Consider the following 19,452-nt stretch of genomic DNA (forward strand, 5'->3'; position numbering starts at 1 on the left):
GTTACAGCACCTTCTTCCTTAAAAATTGTTGGACAAGCTCTTCAGCTTCTTTAATATGAAATGCATCCTGCTCCATGTTTGCTGTGGCCCCAACCAATACCTCTGGCTTCACGCCAAGGATGGCCTCTGCATTCTCCAGCATCTCTTGCAGTGAATACAGCGGCGAGGATGTCTCTTTGGGCTGTGCGATTCTTTTTTTGAATAACAAGTGTCTCACCTCAAATTGGATTCATAATGTACAAATTGCATCAATGGCCCCTCCGTACCAGCAGGTTGACGGCTTGTTCTTCCGCTTAAAGTAACCGTGAGCAGCCCCTCTCCTTGATTCGTGTAACCATCGGCCGTGACTTTGGTATTCACCTTTGGCCCAGAGACGGTTAGATAGCGGCGATCCGCTTCGTTCATCGGCAGTCTGGATGATGTTCCAAGGGCCTCAAGAAGCTGCAGAAGAGCGTTATGTTCTTGGTTGGAATCAACGCCTTGAATAAAAGCGGTCAAGCGCTTTTGAATCTCAAAGGATGATGTTCCCTTAGGCGTGATATCCATCTCGCTAACTCTCCACATTACAGCAGGTACAGCTGACTGTAGCGGCCAGGCTCCGCTGTATACGAACCACTCTTTTCCCAGGAGATCTTGTGTCCAGGTTGCGATTGAGGTCAGCCAGTCGTCGTTAGTGATTGGACTTTCCACCGTTAACCGACGAGGGCTAATGACAGTAAAGCTCATGGTGCGTTTGATCGTTTGCCGCTCCTCATCGATGATGTCCTTAACGGATTGTTGCGGATAAAGCATCAGCCACTTGTCGGTGAGCTCGTCTTCTAGAAGCTGATTGTTGAGCGACTCTGTAATTGACTCAGCTATGGAGTTAAGTTGCTGGGGACTGACCTTGTCAACGTGTAGGCTGACTTCAATTGGATATCTCCATCCAGTCCACGGGCTACCGCCACTATCTGTAATAGGAGATAGAATGACATACGGTTTTGCGCTGCTAATCTCAGCTTGTTCTGAGACGTTGTAAACGGCCTTCAATTCAGGAACCGATTCTAGCAATTTGCTTCGGATCATGTTTAATGGATAGATGACAATTTGACTCACCTCCTTTCAGGCGTGGAATCGACAGGGTACAAGTTAGGTAAGAAAACTGGATAAAGCAATGTCAGAATTCCGCCTAAAACAGTTTTTCAAAAGAAGAAAGCCGCTGAACTGATTCAGCGGCCTTAGATTGATCCGTATTCTTTTCTAAACAAGTCACTTGTCTTTCTTCGATTCCCACAATATCAATTTACCATGATATTTCTCTGGATAAAGGTCGTAGTAAGGTCATGTAGAGGACGGTTAGCGGCCAATTTGTTTTCGATATTCAAAAAGAGATGACTTTAAGTAAATTCGATCGAAGTGATAAGATGATATTCCTCAGGAGTAATCTCTCCGAAAGGATTGGCTTTAGTAATCACCGCACCTCTCAAGGCCTCAGCAGTTACCCACTTCTTCTCAAATGCCATTTTCCAAAAACTCATGAAACCTACACTCCTTTCAAATCAATAATCTCCAGCTTGGCAGCAGACAATTCCGCCCCTAAAGTTGCTATCATTTGCTGCTGTTCGATATTACTAAGCTTCATGAAAGCTAATTCTTCTCCAAGTAGATCTAAAGGGTTGGCTTCTTGAGGGTGGGGGGTAGTCAATTCTTCAATTTCTTCCTTGGTTAGCCCCTCCATCCAATATGATGATGGGTCCCTTGCTTCCCCCTCCTCCTGGGAATTCCATCCTTCTAGATCAAACTTTGGAAGGTATAAGCCGGATGGCACGGGTATGCCTACGGTGTATCCGGCTATTGTGGGTTGTTCTCCTGCCGAGGTTTCCAAACTTCCTTGCACTTGCTCATTACCCTTTGAATCCTGTAATGGTTCATAAAAAGGGACGACACCAGAGAAGATATCGTCCACGATTGTATCCTCTGTATAGAGGCCGTCCGTATTTACTTTTGGTGCTGCTTTCAAGTTGATCACTCCTTATTGCTCGGCTATAAATGAACAGTGAAGCGGTAAATGCATGACGTTACCCGGAAATGTTGCTGTAACATTACCATTGGAAGTAATGTCAAAAAACGAAATGTTGAAATTTGCCCCTGAGTTTATTACCGCTGAAATCCTATGTGTTGTCTTAGGTCTATATCCAGAAGGAAGAGTGAAGATAATAGAACCATTGGTACCACTATTAACAATACCATTTATGTGAACAATACCATTTTCATCTTTATAGTACTGAGCGGGAAAAACGCCTTTACTGGAAAGAGTCCATCCGTTTAATAACGTTGGATATATCCAGTTAACTACAGGTTGAACCTTGTCCTTCTCCTCTTTTTTCATCGTCAATACAGATACACCATGCAACGCCTCTGCTACACCTTGGTTTAGATCAGATAGTTGTGCCTTTTCATTTCTACCTACAGTACCATTAATCTGGCTAATGGAGGATTTGTCCAATTTGAGATAAGTGACACTATAGGTTCCGAACTGGTCATAATCTGCAGCTTGAATAAAGGCAATTTCTCCATTACTAGAGGCACTACTGTGATTTTTAATGGTAGTCCACTTTGATTTTTCGTTCTTGTTACCCTTATAAATATACTTAATATCATTACATAGATATTTAAAGGAACTATTACCACCAACCACACTATCTACAGCATGGTTATTTAGCCAATAGTAACCTACTCCCCCATCGGAGTAATAAGCAGGATAGACGGGCTCCCGTAATATAATTCCCGTACCTACCTCAACTATGTTATCGCCTCCATTTAGTGCTAGACAGCCTTCTGTTACAACAGATTTTACAAATTCTTTGGCTAAGCGATAGATAAGGTTGTACGGTGACCACTTAGAGGTAATAGGAGCTTGATTCCTTGGTAATATGGTAGTCCGACTTATTCCAGAAGTACCAACCTCTGATATTTGAATCCAAGCTTTTAGCTGTCCAGATTCTCCATTATAGGTACTAACTCCATTGTTATCTCCACCGGTACTTCCGTCCCAGTTAAACATCTTCCACCCGTTAAAATACGCCTTAACCTCTTCTACTGTCGGTGTGTAGTCTGGCCCCCATCCACAATCTGCGACTGATAAGCTCAGATAAACAAATTGTTGCTCCCATATTACAAATTGATCAGGAGCGTTAAATTCACCGGAATTAACTAATGGCATGCCGTTATATTTAGTCGCAAATCCTGAGAATGAAAACCCCAATGAAGGTAAAGTTGCATACACCCTTTTTAAACCTGGTTTAGCAGTAGTAGCTGAGTCATATTTCCAGTTCAGTTCCTCATTTAGTACAACCTTTTTCCACTTTTCCAGTTTGAAATATTGTCCGTTTCGCTCAAATAACTCATCAGGTTCATTACCACTCATTGGGTAAGCAATGAGTTCCGTTTGAAACGCAAGCATAGAGTCCTCGCGTGTTCGGAACAGTTTGGGCTCGTTGCCCAACGTGAGCATGGGGTTCTTAAGGCTGATGGTTCCGCCATTCGGTGCATACCATGACAAGGAAATCGTAGTAGTGCCTTCTGGCGTAATAAACTCAATCCCATGCGCAGCATTAATTGCTGTTATCTGATTTCCAATTGCGTCATAGTAACCTACCCATATTACCTCTCGACTATTTAATCCCCAATGAATCACATATGATTGTCTCGCTAGGGCAGGAACACTGACACGGAATCCGTTTCCTGCAGAAGTAGTAGTAAAAGTAGCTGTAACGTCATATGCACTATTTATATTTAGGAAACTTACTCCTGATCCTGTAGACCACTCATAAAAGGGTGGTAATAGATTCTCTCCATACCGCATTATATAGGGATTCTCTACACCAATGATTCCAGAAGAAACGTAAGGAAAATTTGAATTTAATCGTTCAGAGTTCAGTGTTGCAGAAAGAGACTCATAGTTTTCTGGTATGATATTGTAAACACGAACAGAATCAAAGTTAAACGAATCACCATTTGCAAAGGTATCGTTAGAATATACATCAACGCAAACTGATGTATTGGAACCTAATTCAGTAGGTGTAAACGCTCTAAATACAACTCCAGACATGTTTGGTTCAATTCCCTTATTAAGGCTAGTCGGAATATTCCCTCCACTCGCGGTAACCAATCTTGTACCCATGTATTTATTATTTGATTTAATCCATGCCAATATTATCAGATGTTTAGACGGATCAATGTTGAAGTAAATTGATCTTACATACGCTGATGGAACTGATATGTTATTGTGCTTATACTTTAGGCTTGCACTTCCGCTATCTTTAAGTGATGTATCGACAGAAATCGTACCGTTCGGAGTGCTCCAACTCAAGTTATCCTCACATCCCCCAGCACTCCCCAACAAATTAATCAACGTCCGCCCTTTAATACTCCCTAACCTAAATCTTGCATCTCGCTCTGCCTTTACCACTTGCAACCCCGGCTGCAAGGTAATCTCGGAGTACTCTTCAGTATCAAGGCGATTCTCCAGTGCGGAGATGGACTCACCCTGCTCAGTGATTTTTGCACCTTGCTTCAGAAGTGTCCTATCATGCTCACTGATTTCTAGTTCCTGCTCCGCGATCTTCCCGCCATGCTCATTAACCTCCTGCCCCAGCTCATTCATCTCCTCGGGGCGTACGGTATCTCGCAGATTCCAGTCTGTCTTTGCCATTAGGCGCTCGCCTCCTTCACTTGAATAGTCTGTAAGAGCAGTGTGTCTGATGCGATAGGAATATACACCTCATTGGTGCTGATCGCCGAATCGTTATGATCAACAAGAACGATTTTAGTGACCAATGAGATCAGTGCTGCCGGAATGAGATATTGCATTCCGACCTTCGTATCGTTTATTTCCTTCACGAGGAAATCCGTAATTACCAACGAATCGTTTAATACGACCTTGGCAATTTTATTCTCGGTGTATTCGGCAATCTCCATTAAAAAAGCTTGCTCTATCATTTCACCACCACCTTTGGATCAAAACTGGCAAATGGCATCTCGCCAAGTGCCCATGCTCCATCCAATCTATAATTCCATGTAATTTTCTGTGTAGAAATACGCTCTTCCAGAAAAATATCATCGCCTAACGAGGTCTTCTGCTGATAAACCAGATTAACTGGTTTAATGACTCTCACAGTGCGCTCTACTTCCTTGAAAATATTTGCATTATCAATGCTAGCCGTTACCGTCAGTAAATAGTTCTGCGGATCAATACTGACAATAGAAAGCCCCGCCCCCACCAAAAAATCCAGCCTCTGCTGCAAATACCTTACGGTAAATGGCGGTTTGGTGGAGTAGCGGTTGATCAGCCGCTTGCGGCGGAAGTCCAGAGTTTCGGCTTTGGGGTCGGCCTGAATGCCAAGCATTTTCTCACGCCGCTTGATCGCCTGCTCTGAGGCGGTCAGTACAAACTGATCCTGCAGCAGCCGTTCCATTGCCTGCTCAACGGTCAGCAGTTCCTGAGTCTCCGTCTCCGTAAGCTCACGAAAATCAAGAATATCATGGTAATATTCCGGCAAATATTCAAGCAGCCTATTCATCCAGCGTCACCTTCCCCAGCAGTGGAATCTGCTCCTCGGTGAGCTGAATATTTCCAGACTGGCCATTAAGCAGCGTGTGACTAACATCCACGACTCCGGCCACCGTCAAAATGCGAGCATCGATTTGCGCGACACGCACGGCGAGAGCTGACTCATGAGCCCAATTTTGCCGGAGCTGTCCAAAATAGGATTGAAGAGCCTCCTCCACATCAGTCTGGACCTGTCCAATCGTTGTATCATTCGCCAGTGTAAGCGTAGCTGTCACATCAATTGCGATGCCCTCCGCCCCGGCAACCGTTACCGTATGCCCGATGGGGGCAAGGCCAATCCCCTCTCCATGATTCGTCTCCGGGTCTAGAATGGTCTGCACCTCCTCAATCAGTTCCTGAGATGGAGAAGTATACTGCGACGAGATCATCGTCGCCCTTACCGTCCCGCCGCCATTCCAGACCGGGAATATCTTCACCCCGCCAACACCGTCCATCGCACTGATCTTCTGCTTGTAATCAGCAACATTTCCACCAAAGGGCTGTTCATTAACCACCTCAAGATACCTCTGGCGCAACGCTTCATCACTCTCTGCATCCTCCCCAGGAACGAGGACCTCCCCCAACTCAGCCCGGGCAAGACCGTCGATATACTCGATCGGCAGCAGCGTCCCGTATTCCTGATTTCCAGTAGTTCCCGCAGTCTCGCATTCGAGTACCCACTCCCCAGTCTTCATTTTGCTGATCGCTGTATAATCAAGGTCACGAATTGAGAAACGGCTGCCGGTCGGAACATCCATCGGGGCCTGCCCGGACGCAAAGAATAGCCCCTTCCGCCTTGCCTTGGTCGCCGGTTCCCGTTCGATTCCGAACTCCAGCGTCCGCCTCTCCAGATACTCTCCAGTAGCTGTATCCGCAAAAGACAAATTATGGTTCACATCCAGATCCATATACATCTGGGCCAGCTCAGCCGCCGCAGGAGCCAGCGCATCATAAATAATGCTCCCCTCCCGCTTATCGATTTGCTCCGGCACCCGTTCCAGCATCCGCCGCAAAATGGCCTCATACGTCTGATTCTCATACATTTGCATTCACCTCCATCCGAAAATCACCATAAATCGAGTGGAGCAAAAAGGATGCCACCGCTTGATCGTCTTTGATATCTACCTGAAAATCCGCTATCCCGGATATCCGATCGTCCTGCAAAAGGGCTTCGGATACTCGCCTGTTTAGTTCGGATCTGACATAACCACTGCTCCTGCCAATCAAGCTATGACCTTCAAAACCATAATCATTGCCGTAGATCAAATGAGCAAACCGCTCGGTCTGCAGAATTTTATAGGCGGCCTGCTTTACTGCATCAAGACCATCTGTCATTCCAGCCATGCGGTTATTCTGGAAATCCAGCCTATAGGTACGGCTAGTCTCCTGAGTCTCCTCCAACTCAGGGGTCAAGCTGGCTCCAATCGGTATCATGACTTCACCACCCGATCCCATACGACATATTTCTGCCCGCCTTGAACGCGCAGTAGAAGCACTGAGTCTCCTACTTGCAGACCTTTACGGATAACCACTTTCTCTAGCAACGCCTCCTTTGTAGAGGCCTCACTTGTATCGTGTTTATGCTTCAGGTCAATCTCATATCTTTGCAGTCTTTCCGTCACAACCAAAAAATCCTCTTCGAGCGTGAAACGCTGATCGACGTTCACCTCAAGAGGATTTACTTTTACTACGGTCCCGAACAGGACCGCCACCGGATTACCGGCGCCCACGGCCTCACTGCCGAGCCTTCTTATTTTATCTCCAAGTGCCATTAAATCACCTTCAAATCCAAGCTAATCGTATAATCTTCCCCGCTGAAGCGATGCGAGCACTCGTCGACCAAATAGAATTGATCGATGCCCAGATCAGCAATCCTCGCGTTAAGATAAGAACCGGCTCGGACAGACGGATTGCCAAGAGCCTCAAGCTTAAGCTTCTTCATCTCACGATTCTTTAGCTGATGCAGCTGCTCGATCAGCTTTTTGATCTGGGCTTCATTCATATTGTCATCGACCTTCTGAAAGTACTGCAGCCGCCCCCATTTGGCGATATTCGCGCTGTCCTCAGCGGCGTATACGTCGCGATGACCCGACTGCTTATTGTCCTGCACCAGCTTGAAGCGATTATACGTCTCATTATCAATACTCTTCTCAAAAGAATAACCGTACATGGAGGCTTCGTCGCCAATTACCAGATTAAGCCTCATATCCTTGGCATCACGTACAGCCAGCGCCCCAAATTCATCAAAAAAGTTATAGATATTCCCCGTATTAATAACGGTATGGTCGAAAGCTTTGCAAATAATATCGATCAGCTTCTGATTATCCTCAACCATCGAAGGAATGCGGTACTTCGTATCGACGACATGCCCCCATTTCAGGCCCGTATCATCCGCAATACGCTTGACGATGGCTGCGGCAGTCATATTCTTGAACACATAGGTTTCATTTGTGGACAAATAGCGGATTTGGTCATAGCATTTGACCTTGATCTGTTCCTCTTGATCGCTCCCGATTGTAAACACATATCCATAAAAAATCGGCATACCCTCCCACTTCGCCCTTACGATGTCGCCATTGTTAATCTTGATATTATCGGCAGCAATAAAGGAAAAATCAAAGCTGCCCGGCTTGCCGACCCGGGAGGTCTTCCAGGTTGCATCTGTGACCAGCTCGGATATATCCCATATAGACCCTTCCTTGTTATCCAGCAGCAGCTCCAGCATCCGGTTGTCCCCCCTCTTACGGTAGTTTAATGATCTTTCCAATCGGTAATCTCCTCAGCTCACTGTCCTTAATACCATTCAGCTTCTGAATCTGCTTGTACTTGGCTCCATCGCCAAGAAACTTCTTGGCCACCTTCCAAAGCGAATCCCCGGCTACCAATTTATAAGTCTTGGGCTGAACTCTCGTATCGGGACGGGGTTTTGATTCGTTACTGCTCTTATTAGCGGTTTTGACTCCCTCTTTGGTTTCTTCCACAATCTCCATCTTCGTTGCCGCGTAGAAACGGTATTCCTTAAACGAGATTTGATACTTGATATCGCCAACCGCCCCGCTGCTTTCCGACCAAGAGAACTTCTCGACACTGACATACATCGCAATATCTATTGATCCGCCAGTAAAGACCAGACGCATCGGCTGCTTGGAACGGGACCATTTCTGAATGTCCTCGACATAATGCTTCGGCTCGAATAACCTTTCTTTCGCAACACTCGCCCCCGGAAACCAGCTCACAGGAAAAATCCCCTCAAACGACAGCTCGGCAAGCTTCACGTTCCTGAGCACGTTGATCTCGCCGAGCTTCGATATATCATAGGTTTTATGATTACCCGATTCGGAAACCTCAATCTTGGCCGGCAGCACCGGAAATTCAATCGCTTCTTTCTCATTATTGTAAGAAAGAGTCATAGAGTATTTACTCATCTCAGCCATACACCCCCGCGGCGGAAGCAGCGATTTCATCTTCCAGAGTTTGTTCTATCCGAGCTACGATCGTATCGATATCCGCACCATTGTTCACGGGGCCTGTCGTTACCTGGACAGTTGGAGTAAGGGATACAAAATTCTGAATCGATTTCATCTCAGCCAGCTCCCGCATCATTTTCAGATCTTCGCTGCTGATATCTACCGAATTCTCAATTTGTCCTACCTTATCGACTCTTCCGACATTCGGGATGGAGTTGGATCCTGAGTTTATAGAAGCAGCACCTGGGTTCTGAACACTAGCCGCATTGTAAGGATTAGCTGTGATATCCAAGCCTCCCGTCGGATTTTTGAACTTGTCGGTAAGGGAATCCTTAAATGAACCTAGCTTATCCATCGCCATTTTTGTGCCCGTGGAGCCAACATTAACCCCCTTCTGGTAAGCAGCTCCTACATTCATATACTTCATCTGCCCAAAATCAACTTGTGTCTTAACAGGCTCCTCAAAGGAGTCCATAATACTTTTCACTTTATCACTTACTGCATGAATATTGTTCTCGTCAAATAATTCAGCCTGTTTAAATTTTGTCCCGAATATGCTATTCACACCATCAACCAGCCAATTGAAGCCTTTTAGAACTCCGTTGATCGCTGATAAAATCGTTGTCATAAAACCGCCAGCAAATCCCTCTACCCCCAGCAGCATATTATATAGATGCTCACCGAAGAACATGGCCAAATCATAGATTAACTTCTTGACGAAATAGACAGCTTCAAAAAATAAATTTACTGTAGATTCGGCAAATTGAAGAACCCCATTTACTAGACCAACAAAAATATTGTATACAACTGCAGAAAATGCAAAGAAAACACCAACAATTACCCCTATCACTTCCTGTGTAGATACGCCAAAGTGAATCATTGCAGCAACAAGCAGACCAACTAATGCAGCTACGAGCAAAATGGGCCAATTCACACTCATCCAAGCCACGGCCGCAGTCATGATCGGTGCTACCATCCCCCAGAGCTGCATAATTAACAATGGAATGATCGCCACTGCTAATGTAGTCAATATCTGCTCCATCACTGGCCAATTGTATTGTGCCACCTCTGCTAGCCAGATTGCACCGTCAATCAGCATATTGAGCAATCCCATAGCCACACTTATCCCTGTCTCTAACCCGCTGAAGAAGGAACTTGCTCCCGGACTATTCAACAGTTCACTCAATTTCTGGATAATGGGATCCAGGCCGCGGATTGCCGTGTTTTTAATGCTATTAAAATGGTCTCCGAATGTCTGCGGAAATTCAGAGAACTTGGCATTAATTTGATCGGATGCCGCAAACATTGCATTTTTGATAACGTCAGAGGATAGCGCACCGCTGGATGACAGATTAAGCAGTTCCTCTCTCGACTTTCCGGTATAATCCGCAACTGCCTGTGCCAGCATCGGGGCATACTCCATCAAGGAGCTGAAGTCACCGCCGCTGAAACTTCCAGCGGACATCATTTTCGTAAGGCTATCCATACCGGACTTCGAATCGCCTCCGCTCAAACGTATGGACTGTTGTGCCAATTCATGAAAAGCGACCATTTCGTCATTACTTTTGAAGGCATCCGGAGCCATTTGACCAAGCTGACTGATCTGCACCGCCGCATCCATATAATTTCCCCGTGAGCGCTGGGCTGAAGCAAATACTTTATCCTGCAATTGCTTGGTCGTCTGAAGATGATCATTGATTGCATCAAGACGAGCGAATGTATTTACATAAGCATCGCTGAAATCCATGGCGGATTTGAATTCCTTTGCTGTTGAAAACAACTTAATTACATTGGCACCCATCTTTTGGGTTTTCCCATGCAACTTATCCTGAGCCACGGCAGCAGCTTCGATTCCCTTCTTGAGATCGTCTACTACAGTGTATTCAGCGTCCAAGATTGTTGGCTGTCCTTCAAATTTAGAGACAATGCTCTTACCCGGATCAATTATTGTAAATTCCGGTTCATAGGTTACAGGCAATGGAAGAGTAGGCATGCGAGGCATAATCGACATAGAAGAATCGTAAAGAGCAAGTGCCTTTGACATCGTCGCCAATGGAAATCTACCTCCCTTCTAAAAAGTAAAAGCACCCTCCAAAAAGAGAGTGCTTAGATCATTAATTACAATATTTTTTCATTACCGCGTTGTTTTTCCTCGAGCTTTAACATATAAAAATTCATTACTTCAGGACTTTTTGCAACAAGGTTATGCTTTTTCTTTAACTTTTTATTAAACCGCTTTGTTCTACCATACCAAGCATCAGGTACAACAAATTTAATATAACTAAAATGTTTATCGGAATTAAAATAGGAAATGGTAAAATATTTTGCTAGCCAGCTTTCCTTTTTTTTGACATTCTCCGTTTTCGTGCGAGCATATGGCTTTAAGACTCCTTTACGTACTACCGTCTTGGAAACTTCCGTATCTATATACTGATGCTCAACTTTTGTATGAGTTTCCATTATAGCAATGTTCCCTAGTGGGATTTTAAATACATTATCTATTTTATACCTAAGTCCATACCAATTCCTTTCAGTAATGATGAAGTATTCATCATCAAAGCTCAATCTAAGTATGGCTTTAGAATTTTTCAATTGTAATCCGCCTATTAATAGGACGGTAGTCTTTGGGCTCATTAGATTCCCTCCATAATCATGCATCTTTTTACCAATTATACATGATTACGAAGCTAAAAAACCTACCTTTTCGTCGCCTGTTTCTCCGCCTGAATCCGCACCTGGATCATCGCGATCAGCGCGGCCTTCTTGCGCGGCTCTAGCTCGACGAAGTCCCAAGGCATAATGCGAAGCTTGTGGAGGGCGTAGTAGGCATAGTTCGCCTCACCGTCGCCCTCTTTAATTAGTTTTTTACTTCTTCAGCGAGCTCGTTCACATCTCTGTCAAAGCCGTTAACTTCCTGTACCTTCTGTAGAAGCGTCGCATATTCTCCAGGCAGCAGCATTTTGCGCAGCAGTTGATCAGAGCCAAGTACGCCATAGGATTTCTGCAGCTCGGCATCCTTCAAGTCCGGGAACACAACGCTGGCTACAACGAGCTTGGCCAAATATTCATCAGAGTTCGTATCCAGCGTAACGATACCTCTCTCCTTGATCTTGCGCTGTGACGATTTGCGGATCGCTTCGTTCTCTTCCTCGGTCATACTGCGCAGCTTCCATGGAATCGGCTTGCCCGCTTCATCCATGAAACGGGGGGAAATGATCACTTCCTCGGAAATTTCCGACACTACATTTTGGGCAAAAAATAAACTTAATTGACTCATGCTGCTCCTCCTTAAATTCCTTGAATCGTATTAAACGAATCAAGAATGTCGTAGTCCTCGAATGTGAACGGCAGTTCTTCATCCAGCATGTCGTCGCTGGTCGCATCCAGCTTGGCCGCAATGACGCTGTCGAGATTGCAATTTTTCAAAATAACGGTCTGCTTGCCGGCCGAGCTGCCCGGTTGCTCATTTACAATCTGCAGATCAAACCAGAAGTCCTTGCCCGTACGGATATAATCGCGCATCAATTGGCGGAAGACGGAAGACACATAATAAATCGTTAATGTACCACTGCCCTTCCACCCCGCAGAACGCTGTGGGGTATTCGTCTTGCCGAGAACAGGTACGTCTACCTTATTCTTCTCGATGGTCGCTTCAATCGTCTTTGCATAAAACAGCTCTTCATTCCGCCCCTCGATAATGACGAACGCCTTCCCTTGCTTCCCGCTTACTGCATCCTGTTTATTAAAAAATGCCATGGTTTGTCCCTCCTTATTGAACTGAAATATTCATATAAATTTTCTCGGCACTATCTACCGGCTGAACTGCGAGCTGAATCCAGACCGCGTCGACATCCTGCCCCGGCAAAACCTCGATATCGCTCTGTGAATCAAAATTCTGGATTGCGCCGATTCCTTGCAATTGGTCCAGATAGGTGATCACTTCACCCTTCAGCAAATTGCGTCCGTCCGCATTGTTGTCGGTCTTGCCGATATAATTTTGGCTGAAAATAGACTGGATGTCCTTCGCCATAGTATCGAGTACACGCAGCACCCGGTTTTTGCTAAATTTTTTATCCTTATCGGCTGTAAAAGAAGTTAACGTATTAATGTCCTGCTCGATGACTACACGCCCATTAACAACGCTGAGCACCATTTCACCTTGATTCAGCGCTTGTACAATCTCCGAATTCGTATATTTTGGCGCTACATCAACCGCATTCGGAATTTCTGTATAAGTGAGCGACTCATTCACATTCGCCGCCGCTTCCATCGCTGCGATCTCCCATAGCAAATAGATAGGCTCTACTGTCAGGCCATCCCCTGTAACGATACCGTTCTTCAGACTAATGACGCCTTCGTAGTTAGCCGCAGGATAGTCATATACCACGGTTTGGAACTTCTTGCCTTCCTGTTCGCGCAGCCGTTTGGTATAGGCAACTGCCAGCTGCTTCACATCACTATCGTCTACAGGAAGGCCAAGGACGTTGAAGTCCTCTGCTTCAAAAGCCGCCAATGCGTCGGAATATTCCCCCGCGCCTCCACTGCCATTCGCTCCGCCTTCCAGGGCGGTTCCCGCAGTCTCTGTCAATGCGCCGCTTCCCGAGAATTCAACGAACTCATTCGCCAGCAGCTTCTCCGCCGTCTCGACGGTTTGCACATCTACTTTCTCACCATCCAACAGCGTCTTCACCTCAAAGAAACCTTCATAGTCCAGACTGGACTGAATAACGATCTGCAGATCATTGCCTCTTGTACCGCCGTATTTTGCCGTAGCTGTCAGCGCTCCAAGCTTGGCTGTTGCCTTCACAGCGCCCTCAGCACCTAGCCGGTAAATCAGGACTTTACTGGCATGAGCCATTGCCGCCGTAATGTGACGAATTCGCGCATCCGTTGGCTGGAAGCCCAGCGATGGCAAGCATTGCTCCAGGAAGGTCTCGCTATTCAGCACCGTAATCCCCCTCTTGCCCCAAGGAAGCGGTGCCGGGAATGCCGCGATTCCTCGCTCTCCAAGCGTGCCAAGTGCTTTTGCCTCCGATTTGAAATTAATGTAAACGCCAGGTCTTACCTTGTTCTGAACTGTAAATGTTCCACCCGCCATTTTATTTCACTCCTTTATATTTAAATTGATTTATTTCCACTTCAGCTTCTGCCTTTGTATACCGCTGGCCATCCTTCAGAACGACCGACAAAATATCCTTCTGCACTCCGGAATAGGCCTGCGAAGCTAGAAATTGCGCTTTGGAGAACGTTGTTCCCTTATGCGTCTCTTCCGGCTGGAACACGACCGTCTCCCGCTCCTCCATTTGCTTAACTGCCTTTTTTGCTGTCATTTTTCAGAGATTCCTCCTCTTTGAGCGTTTGCATTTTGGGCTCTGCCCCAGCCGGGAGCCAAACTAGGAACTGAAAGCTAAAGTCGAAAAACAGTACCTCATCCCGAACTTCATGCTTCATTTGTGTCCCCATATATCTGGCACCGTCAATATCGAGCTCGCGAAATAATTCATATAGATGCTCAGCCATATCATGCACCGACATATTCGGACCTTGAGTTGTCAATCCACTTACAAACTGCACTTGAAAGGAACACGCCCGGTGATAACGACGATTCAGCTCCCGCTCCTGTGAAGCCTTCAGCATTTCTACATAAAAATAAGGCCCCTCGGCCTTCTGCTCAGACTGCTCACGCTGTACCGGGATTTCCGGAAAACGCTCGGCGAGTGATCGCATGACCCCATCTAGCAGCGTCCTGAAGCTCACCTCAATCATGCCTTTGCTCCCTTCTTCCCTTGATTCTCCACCACGCACCGCGGCAGGCTGCAAAATTGTTTTGTCCCTTCGAGCCGCCCCCATATACAGCTGATGCACAGCTTGGGCTGCTTCCATTCGATTTCCGTAAATGGCGCGGCAGGCGGATTCTTGTTGTTATTGCACGTTGGCATTGGCTTCCCTCCCAAAAAGAAAAGCCGCTGAATCAACTTCAGCGACTTTCCTGTTCTATCCGGCGATTAAGGACCTCTTTGGCCCGTTCGCCTGATTCTCACAATACAAATTTAACACGCCATTTAGGAAATGGACGGACATGCAGAGGACAACAAGCGGACATATGTTCGTATTTTATCATCTCTTATACCAAAAAAATAGGAATATCCTAGGCTATTCCATACGGTCTCTTTGAGATCACGTTTTTTACGGCTTGAATTTCTTACTTTCCTACTAAAATCCAAATTATCTGCAACCATTTCTACCTATTTTACGTTTAATATATTAACGGCTACTTTAATTTTAAAGATTCGGAGGTTCGCATGCTTAAAAAATGGACACTATCCTTACTAGCCTCTGTCATACTGGCTATTCCCGTATTATCCGCCTCCAGCTTTGCGAGTCCTGCCGCTGTGGAACTGGATAATGGGAAACTGCAGAACAATCGGGTACTTATTCCTCTTCGGGATGTTTCTCAGCACTTGGGCGCCCAAGTTGAATGGGATAAGCGTAGTCAGCTTATTACTATTGTCAAAGATGACACAACCATAAAGCTGGTTCTGGGTTCCAAAAAGGTTCAGGTCAATCAATCCGAGGTGACGCTGGATGTTCCAGCGCAGATTATGAATGGAGGAACTACCTATGTTCCCCTTCGTTTTGTCAGTCAGACATTAGGTGCGGACGTCGCGTGGGATCAACGGATCAGACAAGCTACAATTACATTAAATGATCTGCAAATCGTAGTGAATATGAATCCCGGGCAGCCACCGGCATCCATGAAGATAACGATGGAACGTTTACGACAGCTATCCGATATGTTGAACGAAGCCAATGATATCTCCGCCATCCAGCAGGTCCGTTCTTACTTTGCACCCTACTTTACAGATCGGTTCATTAATTCAATCATTCGGGATAAGGGACTCAACAGTAAATACGAGTTCAAAGATCTTACTTCTCCAGCTTCTTATACAAGCCCTACAACAGGGAAATTCTCTCAATCTATTGATATTGGAAAGAATGCAAACGGGGATTTGGTGACGATGACCAGGCAGGCACAATTCGTCTATATTGAAGGGATATGGAAAGTAGATAGCATTAGTTTCAAGAAGAACGAAATTCCTATTACAGGGGCTTAACGCCCACCGAATTAATATAAGGACCTCACACCGCAGATTGCGGTAGATGAGGTCCTTTTGCTTGACACCTTTTAATTGCTGAACTAATAAAGGCTAAGAAACAAAGCCGGCTATTTCAACTTCACAGCAGGGGCCAACGTGATCTCAAAGGCACGACCCCATAGAAAATCAGGATTTTCATAAGGTAAATGAACACGGTTGTAACCGGCAAGCCTCCAGGAAGCCCCGCAGATTTGCTTCACATTATGCGCACGATCGGTGCTGCCGATCGAGAAGGCCGGCTTATCTCCCAGAGTCGATACCAGAATTTGCATTCGATCTCGCAGCAAGGTAAGCATATGCTCATAATCCTCCGCCGAGTTGAAGACAAGCATATTCTGATCCGCCATCGTTTGCGGAAAATTGCTGTATTTGCCATGGCTTCTGGAGTACGTCCGGATTTCACCAATCGCTACTGCTTTATAGTAGTAATCCTTCAGGAATCGCTTGAATAATAGAGATCCATGCGCGTTAATGGCTGCTTCGAGCGCTGCCTCCTTCTTCTCCGAGACCAGGAAGCGGTAGCGGGCCTGACCCATCCCTAAAGAGAGCCCGATTTTATTGCCGGCTGTATTCCAAGCGCTGTAACCGAGAAGTCGTCCGGTATATGGGTTTTCCAGCAATGCATCTGTTACCACAGCATTGGCTGCCCCCTGACCCACAAAATCAATCACAACCGTTGCCCTGTTCTCCGCCCCATTTGCCTCTATTCGCGTCATAGCACTGGATACCTGGGCAGCATCCGTTATAGCGATAATCTCAATATCCGGCGAACCGGTGACATATTGCCCTCCAACAATATCGATATGACGAAGAATATTCTCATGGACGCTCATATATTCATACGGGTTGATAATTGTGGAACCATGCGGGCCATAATATTGCAGCGCAAATTTGGTTCTGCTCTTTCGCCCTCTATTTAAATGGTTCGCCATACGCGCTACTAAGGAATGACCCAGACCATCGGCATCAGGCAAAATAATTGCCAAATTCGCATTTTGTCCACCGCAGCCTCCTAGCGAGCGATTAATAAAGTTCTCCACGAAACGGATCTCGTTGATCTGCACCCCTTCTGTCTTCGCATCATCGACTCCGATGGCCAGGAAGTCAATATAACCGCGGCGGGCCAAGCGATCCAGCACATAGTAATTCGTCTTGAACTTATGCTGACGGGTGTTATAATATTGCTCTTTATCAAACTCTGTAGTGTCGCCGTATTGGGTATCCGTATCTGAAGTGTTGTATCCGTTCAGAATATCGCTGAAGGCCGTATAAGATTGCCGAGGCTGGCCCATAAAATTACGCGATTCCACGTAGGCATCGTAGGTAAGGCTTTCTGTAAAAGTCGTCGTCGCCAGCCGCATAATCGTGTCCAGCACATACACAGGTTTATGAGGATAACGTTTTTTGATCTGGCTGATCACATCGAGCAGATGGGCCGTGGAAGAATCATAGTTTGGATAGTCCCCGCCCCCGTTCTCCCGCAGTCGTCTGCTGCCGATCAGCCCGCCGTAAGCGAGCATATCAATCGAAATAATGAAGCCCTCTACCTTTGCCGCATGATCAACGATAAATTGGCGAATGTTCGCCGTATTTCCGAACGTTGGCGAGCAGGTTCTAATCAACTGATCTCCTGAAGCTTCCGCATCCGCATCGATACGGTTCCGAATGTCTGCAGGATCGGGCGTAATAAGCTGTAATCCGGCAGCGTGCCCCAACGTGATCACGTCGTCCAGATTTACAGGACGATCATCGAGTGGTACATACAATACTTTTTTCATAAATAATCACCTCTACATTGGTTTAAATATATGTGGCATAAAATAAGAAAAGCCGCCGAAATGTTATTCAGCGACTTTGGTGGTGGGATCGGCGATGCAGAATTTCTTGTCATTCTCACCTTATGCCACAATACCAATTTAACATGTCAAAAAAGAAATGATCGGACATCCAAAGGACATAAAGCGGACATATGTTCGTTTTTTGAGAAAAGAAAAAAGCCGGCACGCTGCCGACTAATATACCAAGCTCTAAGTATTACTGCATTTCGCGTATTCCCTCACGCCCTCAGACTCCTCATCTTCGAAAACTTCCAGCTTCATGGCCACGGCAAGAATTCGCAGCGCACTTGCCTTGATACGTCTATAGGTTCTGTCGCTAATGCCCATCTCGCCGCAGCTGATGAAATCATATTCGCCCTCCCGGCTCAGATAGCTTCGTTCAATAACCTCTCGCTGTACCGCGGATAGACTGCACATCGCCTTGTCCAACAATTCGGATTTGCGGATCAATTCTGCTTCGCGATCCACATTTGATATAGCCAGATGTTCAGAAGGCTTGCTGACAAGATTCGTATTTCCGTGATATCTTGGCTCATAACTGGCCGTGATCCCTGCCTCGCGGCGGATAAAGCCAATCTGCCTGTAATGACGGATCTCTTCAAGCCGCTGCTCCACGGCCACTCTTGTTGCAGTCTGATTGATCGGCAGATTCTCAAATACAGTCAAGTAAATGTTAGTGTTGCGTCTTGCCATAACAATCCCTCCCCAGATTCACCAATAAAATATATGATCATAAGACAGTTGAATTATAAATACCATTTTGGTAACCTATAATATAGAATCTTTTAGTCTTCATTTCATTACTCCGAGTGATTTTGTCTCTCTACCCCCTAAACTCTATTCTTTACCGAAACGGTAACTGTAAATCGATTATATATTACCATTATGGTAATGTCAATCTTTGTAACTCCCAATTAAATACAAAATAATATCTTACCATTACGGTAACTATATGCTATAATAGTCTAAACGATGAAAGAGGAGTCATTATGCAAACCCTTGGTGATCGTATCAAGTACCTCAGAGAATTGAAGCAACTGACGCAAAAAGATTTAGCCGCTCAAGCGGAGCTTACGATCGTCCAATTGTCTCGATATGAGACGAATGACCGCAAGCCCGACCCGGAATCCTTGCGCCGCATCATCGATGCGCTGGATACAAGCGGGGATTACTTGCTGGGCAGAACTCAGGATCCTGCTCCTATGAAGGAAGCGGTGACGAACATGTCTTTTTATGGTGGTCCTGAAGCCTACACCGCTGACGAAATCGCGATGATGGAAGCCGCGCTTAAGGCTTATCGCGAGCAGAAGAAGAAATTGCTGCATAAAGACAGCGAAGACAAAGATAAAAACAATTCCGATCAATAGAGGATTCTCCGCCTATAACGACGAATCTAATAA

General features: G+C 45.8%; 23 protein-coding genes. 2 read left to right on the plus strand and 21 right to left on the minus strand.

The genetic code is table 11. The annotated features are described in order from the left end of the window. Position 1 precedes the first annotated feature (1 nt). The 19 genes from BN1360_RS23450 to BN1360_RS23540 all read right to left on the minus strand — a co-directional run bounded on the left by BN1360_RS23450 (position 2) and on the right by BN1360_RS23540 (position 14,940). On the minus strand, positions 2 to 208 hold the full coding sequence (locus BN1360_RS23450; RefSeq protein WP_068782246.1) for a YqzN/YkzM domain-containing protein: 207 nt from the start codon (positions 206 to 208) through the stop codon (positions 2 to 4). A 5-nt stretch (positions 209 to 213) separates the two neighbouring features. After that, positions 214 to 1,065, minus strand: coding sequence for a hypothetical protein (locus tag BN1360_RS23455; protein ID WP_068782247.1), 852 nt, complete (start codon positions 1,063 to 1,065; stop codon positions 214 to 216). Positions 1,066 to 1,376: 311 nt separating this feature from the next. Next, the gene (locus BN1360_RS23460; RefSeq protein WP_068782248.1) at positions 1,377 to 1,517 is read right to left on the minus strand and encodes an XkdX family protein; all 141 of its coding nucleotides are present in this window, start codon (positions 1,515 to 1,517) and stop codon (positions 1,377 to 1,379) included. Between the two features lie 5 nt (positions 1,518 to 1,522). After that, positions 1,523 to 1,999, minus strand: a complete 477-nt coding sequence (locus BN1360_RS23465; RefSeq protein WP_068782249.1) for a hypothetical protein — start codon at positions 1,997 to 1,999, stop codon at positions 1,523 to 1,525. Between the two features lie 12 nt (positions 2,000 to 2,011). Beyond that, the gene (locus BN1360_RS23470; RefSeq protein ID WP_068782250.1) at positions 2,012 to 4,693 is read right to left on the minus strand and encodes a hypothetical protein; all 2,682 of its coding nucleotides are present in this window, start codon (positions 4,691 to 4,693) and stop codon (positions 2,012 to 2,014) included. Beyond that, a complete protein-coding gene (locus BN1360_RS23475; protein WP_068782251.1) occupies positions 4,693 to 4,980 on the minus strand; it encodes a ketopantoate hydroxymethyltransferase in 288 nt (95 codons plus the stop codon). Before BN1360_RS23475 ends, BN1360_RS23470 begins: the two co-directional genes overlap by 1 nt. After that, a complete protein-coding gene (locus BN1360_RS23480) occupies positions 4,977 to 5,561 on the minus strand; it encodes a putative phage tail protein (RefSeq protein WP_068782252.1) in 585 nt (194 codons plus the stop codon). Before BN1360_RS23480 ends, BN1360_RS23475 begins: the two co-directional genes overlap by 4 nt. Beyond that, complete coding sequence (locus BN1360_RS23485; RefSeq protein WP_068782253.1) at positions 5,554 to 6,633, minus strand: baseplate J/gp47 family protein; 1,080 nt, start codon at positions 6,631 to 6,633, stop codon at positions 5,554 to 5,556. The genes BN1360_RS23480 and BN1360_RS23485 overlap by 8 nt, the downstream gene beginning before the upstream one ends. After that, the gene (locus BN1360_RS23490) at positions 6,626 to 7,024 is read right to left on the minus strand and encodes a DUF2634 domain-containing protein (protein WP_068782254.1); all 399 of its coding nucleotides are present in this window, start codon (positions 7,022 to 7,024) and stop codon (positions 6,626 to 6,628) included. The genes BN1360_RS23485 and BN1360_RS23490 overlap by 8 nt, the downstream gene beginning before the upstream one ends. Then, positions 7,021 to 7,362 (minus strand): DUF2577 domain-containing protein, encoded by a 342-nt coding sequence (locus BN1360_RS23495; RefSeq protein WP_068782255.1) that lies wholly within the window; start codon positions 7,360 to 7,362, stop codon positions 7,021 to 7,023. The genes BN1360_RS23490 and BN1360_RS23495 overlap by 4 nt, the downstream gene beginning before the upstream one ends. Then, complete coding sequence (locus BN1360_RS23500; RefSeq protein WP_229521087.1) at positions 7,362 to 8,357, minus strand: XkdQ/YqbQ family protein; 996 nt, start codon at positions 8,355 to 8,357, stop codon at positions 7,362 to 7,364. Before BN1360_RS23500 ends, BN1360_RS23495 begins: the two co-directional genes overlap by 1 nt. Continuing rightward, positions 8,332 to 9,015: a LysM peptidoglycan-binding domain-containing protein gene (locus BN1360_RS23505; RefSeq protein WP_068782257.1), complete on the minus strand. Its 684-nt coding sequence runs from the start codon at positions 9,013 to 9,015 to the stop codon at positions 8,332 to 8,334. The genes BN1360_RS23500 and BN1360_RS23505 overlap by 26 nt, the downstream gene beginning before the upstream one ends. A gap of 1 nt (position 9,016) precedes the next feature. After that, positions 9,017 to 11,101, minus strand: coding sequence for a tape measure protein (locus BN1360_RS23510; RefSeq protein WP_229521148.1), 2,085 nt, complete (start codon positions 11,099 to 11,101; stop codon positions 9,017 to 9,019). 74 nt (positions 11,102 to 11,175) lie between these two features. After that, positions 11,176 to 11,691, minus strand: coding sequence for a hypothetical protein (locus BN1360_RS23515; protein ID WP_068782259.1), 516 nt, complete (start codon positions 11,689 to 11,691; stop codon positions 11,176 to 11,178). Positions 11,692 to 11,914: 223 nt separating this feature from the next. Further along, positions 11,915 to 12,334 carry a phage tail assembly chaperone gene (locus BN1360_RS23520; RefSeq protein ID WP_068782260.1) on the minus strand — a complete coding sequence of 140 codons (420 nt, stop codon included), beginning with the start codon at positions 12,332 to 12,334 and terminating at the stop codon, positions 11,915 to 11,917. Between the two features lie 11 nt (positions 12,335 to 12,345). Continuing rightward, positions 12,346 to 12,813 carry a phage tail tube protein gene (locus BN1360_RS23525; RefSeq protein WP_068782261.1) on the minus strand — a complete coding sequence of 156 codons (468 nt, stop codon included), beginning with the start codon at positions 12,811 to 12,813 and terminating at the stop codon, positions 12,346 to 12,348. 13 nt (positions 12,814 to 12,826) lie between these two features. Further along, entirely contained in the window at positions 12,827 to 14,155 is a 1,329-nt protein-coding gene (locus BN1360_RS23530) for a phage tail sheath family protein (protein WP_068782262.1), read from the minus strand. Between the two features lies 1 nt (position 14,156). Beyond that, complete coding sequence (locus BN1360_RS23535; RefSeq protein ID WP_068782263.1) at positions 14,157 to 14,387, minus strand: hypothetical protein; 231 nt, start codon at positions 14,385 to 14,387, stop codon at positions 14,157 to 14,159. After that, positions 14,365 to 14,940: a phage tail terminator family protein gene (locus tag BN1360_RS23540; protein ID WP_229521088.1), complete on the minus strand. Its 576-nt coding sequence runs from the start codon at positions 14,938 to 14,940 to the stop codon at positions 14,365 to 14,367. Before BN1360_RS23540 ends, BN1360_RS23535 begins: the two co-directional genes overlap by 23 nt. A 419-nt stretch (positions 14,941 to 15,359) precedes the next feature. Here BN1360_RS23540 and BN1360_RS23550 point away from each other — a divergent pair, with 419 nt between their 5' ends. Next, on the plus strand, positions 15,360 to 16,172 hold the full coding sequence (locus tag BN1360_RS23550; RefSeq protein ID WP_068782265.1) for a copper amine oxidase N-terminal domain-containing protein: 813 nt from the start codon (positions 15,360 to 15,362) through the stop codon (positions 16,170 to 16,172). A 110-nt stretch (positions 16,173 to 16,282) separates the two neighbouring features. On the opposite strand, the gene BN1360_RS23555 is transcribed toward BN1360_RS23550, so the two are convergent. Together BN1360_RS23555 and BN1360_RS23560 are read right to left on the minus strand one after the other, a co-directional pair. After that, positions 16,283 to 17,992 (minus strand): DUF4127 family protein, encoded by a 1,710-nt coding sequence (locus BN1360_RS23555; protein WP_068782266.1) that lies wholly within the window; start codon positions 17,990 to 17,992, stop codon positions 16,283 to 16,285. A 249-nt stretch (positions 17,993 to 18,241) separates the two neighbouring features. After that, entirely contained in the window at positions 18,242 to 18,745 is a 504-nt protein-coding gene (locus BN1360_RS23560; protein WP_068782267.1) for an ArpU family phage packaging/lysis transcriptional regulator, read from the minus strand. Between the two features lie 296 nt (positions 18,746 to 19,041). On the opposite strand from BN1360_RS23560, the gene BN1360_RS23565 reads away from it, so the two are divergent. Beyond that, entirely contained in the window at positions 19,042 to 19,419 is a 378-nt protein-coding gene (locus tag BN1360_RS23565) for a helix-turn-helix domain-containing protein (protein WP_068782268.1), read from the plus strand. Positions 19,420 to 19,452 lie beyond the last annotated feature (33 nt).

The sequence above is a fragment of the Paenibacillus sp. GM2 genome (assembly GCF_900069005.2).
Lineage (GTDB): Bacteria > Bacillota > Bacilli > Paenibacillales > Paenibacillaceae > Fontibacillus.

Excerpts from the sequence above, each read along its gene's own strand:
- BN1360_RS23455 (WP_068782247.1), bottom strand. The coding sequence starts at position 1,065 with ATGATCCGAAGCAAATTGCTAGAATCGGTTCCTGAATTGAAGGCCGTT.
- BN1360_RS23460 (WP_068782248.1), bottom strand. The coding sequence starts at position 1,517 with ATGAGTTTTTGGAAAATGGCATTTGAGAAGAAGTGGGTAACTGCTGAG.
- BN1360_RS23470 (WP_068782250.1), bottom strand. The coding sequence starts at position 4,693 with ATGGCAAAGACAGACTGGAATCTGCGAGATACCGTACGCCCCGAGGAG.
- BN1360_RS23475 (WP_068782251.1), bottom strand. The coding sequence starts at position 4,980 with ATGATAGAGCAAGCTTTTTTAATGGAGATTGCCGAATACACCGAGAAT.
- BN1360_RS23480 (WP_068782252.1), bottom strand. The coding sequence starts at position 5,561 with ATGAATAGGCTGCTTGAATATTTGCCGGAATATTACCATGATATTCTT.
- BN1360_RS23485 (WP_068782253.1), bottom strand. The coding sequence starts at position 6,633 with ATGTATGAGAATCAGACGTATGAGGCCATTTTGCGGCGGATGCTGGAA.
- BN1360_RS23490 (WP_068782254.1), bottom strand. The coding sequence starts at position 7,024 with ATGATACCGATTGGAGCCAGCTTGACCCCTGAGTTGGAGGAGACTCAG.
- BN1360_RS23495 (WP_068782255.1), bottom strand. The coding sequence starts at position 7,362 with ATGGCACTTGGAGATAAAATAAGAAGGCTCGGCAGTGAGGCCGTGGGC.
- BN1360_RS23505 (WP_068782257.1), bottom strand. The coding sequence starts at position 9,015 with ATGAGTAAATACTCTATGACTCTTTCTTACAATAATGAGAAAGAAGCG.
- BN1360_RS23510 (WP_229521148.1), bottom strand. The coding sequence starts at position 11,101 with ATGTCAAAGGCACTTGCTCTTTACGATTCTTCTATGTCGATTATGCCT.
- BN1360_RS23515 (WP_068782259.1), bottom strand. The coding sequence starts at position 11,691 with ATGAGCCCAAAGACTACCGTCCTATTAATAGGCGGATTACAATTGAAA.
- BN1360_RS23520 (WP_068782260.1), bottom strand. The coding sequence starts at position 12,334 with ATGAGTCAATTAAGTTTATTTTTTGCCCAAAATGTAGTGTCGGAAATT.
- BN1360_RS23525 (WP_068782261.1), bottom strand. The coding sequence starts at position 12,813 with ATGGCATTTTTTAATAAACAGGATGCAGTAAGCGGGAAGCAAGGGAAG.
- BN1360_RS23530 (WP_068782262.1), bottom strand. The coding sequence starts at position 14,155 with ATGGCGGGTGGAACATTTACAGTTCAGAACAAGGTAAGACCTGGCGTT.
- BN1360_RS23535 (WP_068782263.1), bottom strand. The coding sequence starts at position 14,387 with ATGACAGCAAAAAAGGCAGTTAAGCAAATGGAGGAGCGGGAGACGGTC.
- BN1360_RS23540 (WP_229521088.1), bottom strand. The coding sequence starts at position 14,940 with ATGGAAGCAGCCCAAGCTGTGCATCAGCTGTATATGGGGGCGGCTCGA.
- BN1360_RS23550 (WP_068782265.1), top strand. The coding sequence starts at position 15,360 with ATGCTTAAAAAATGGACACTATCCTTACTAGCCTCTGTCATACTGGCT.
- BN1360_RS23555 (WP_068782266.1), bottom strand. The coding sequence starts at position 17,992 with ATGAAAAAAGTATTGTATGTACCACTCGATGATCGTCCTGTAAATCTG.
- BN1360_RS23560 (WP_068782267.1), bottom strand. The coding sequence starts at position 18,745 with ATGGCAAGACGCAACACTAACATTTACTTGACTGTATTTGAGAATCTG.
- BN1360_RS23565 (WP_068782268.1), top strand. The coding sequence starts at position 19,042 with ATGCAAACCCTTGGTGATCGTATCAAGTACCTCAGAGAATTGAAGCAA.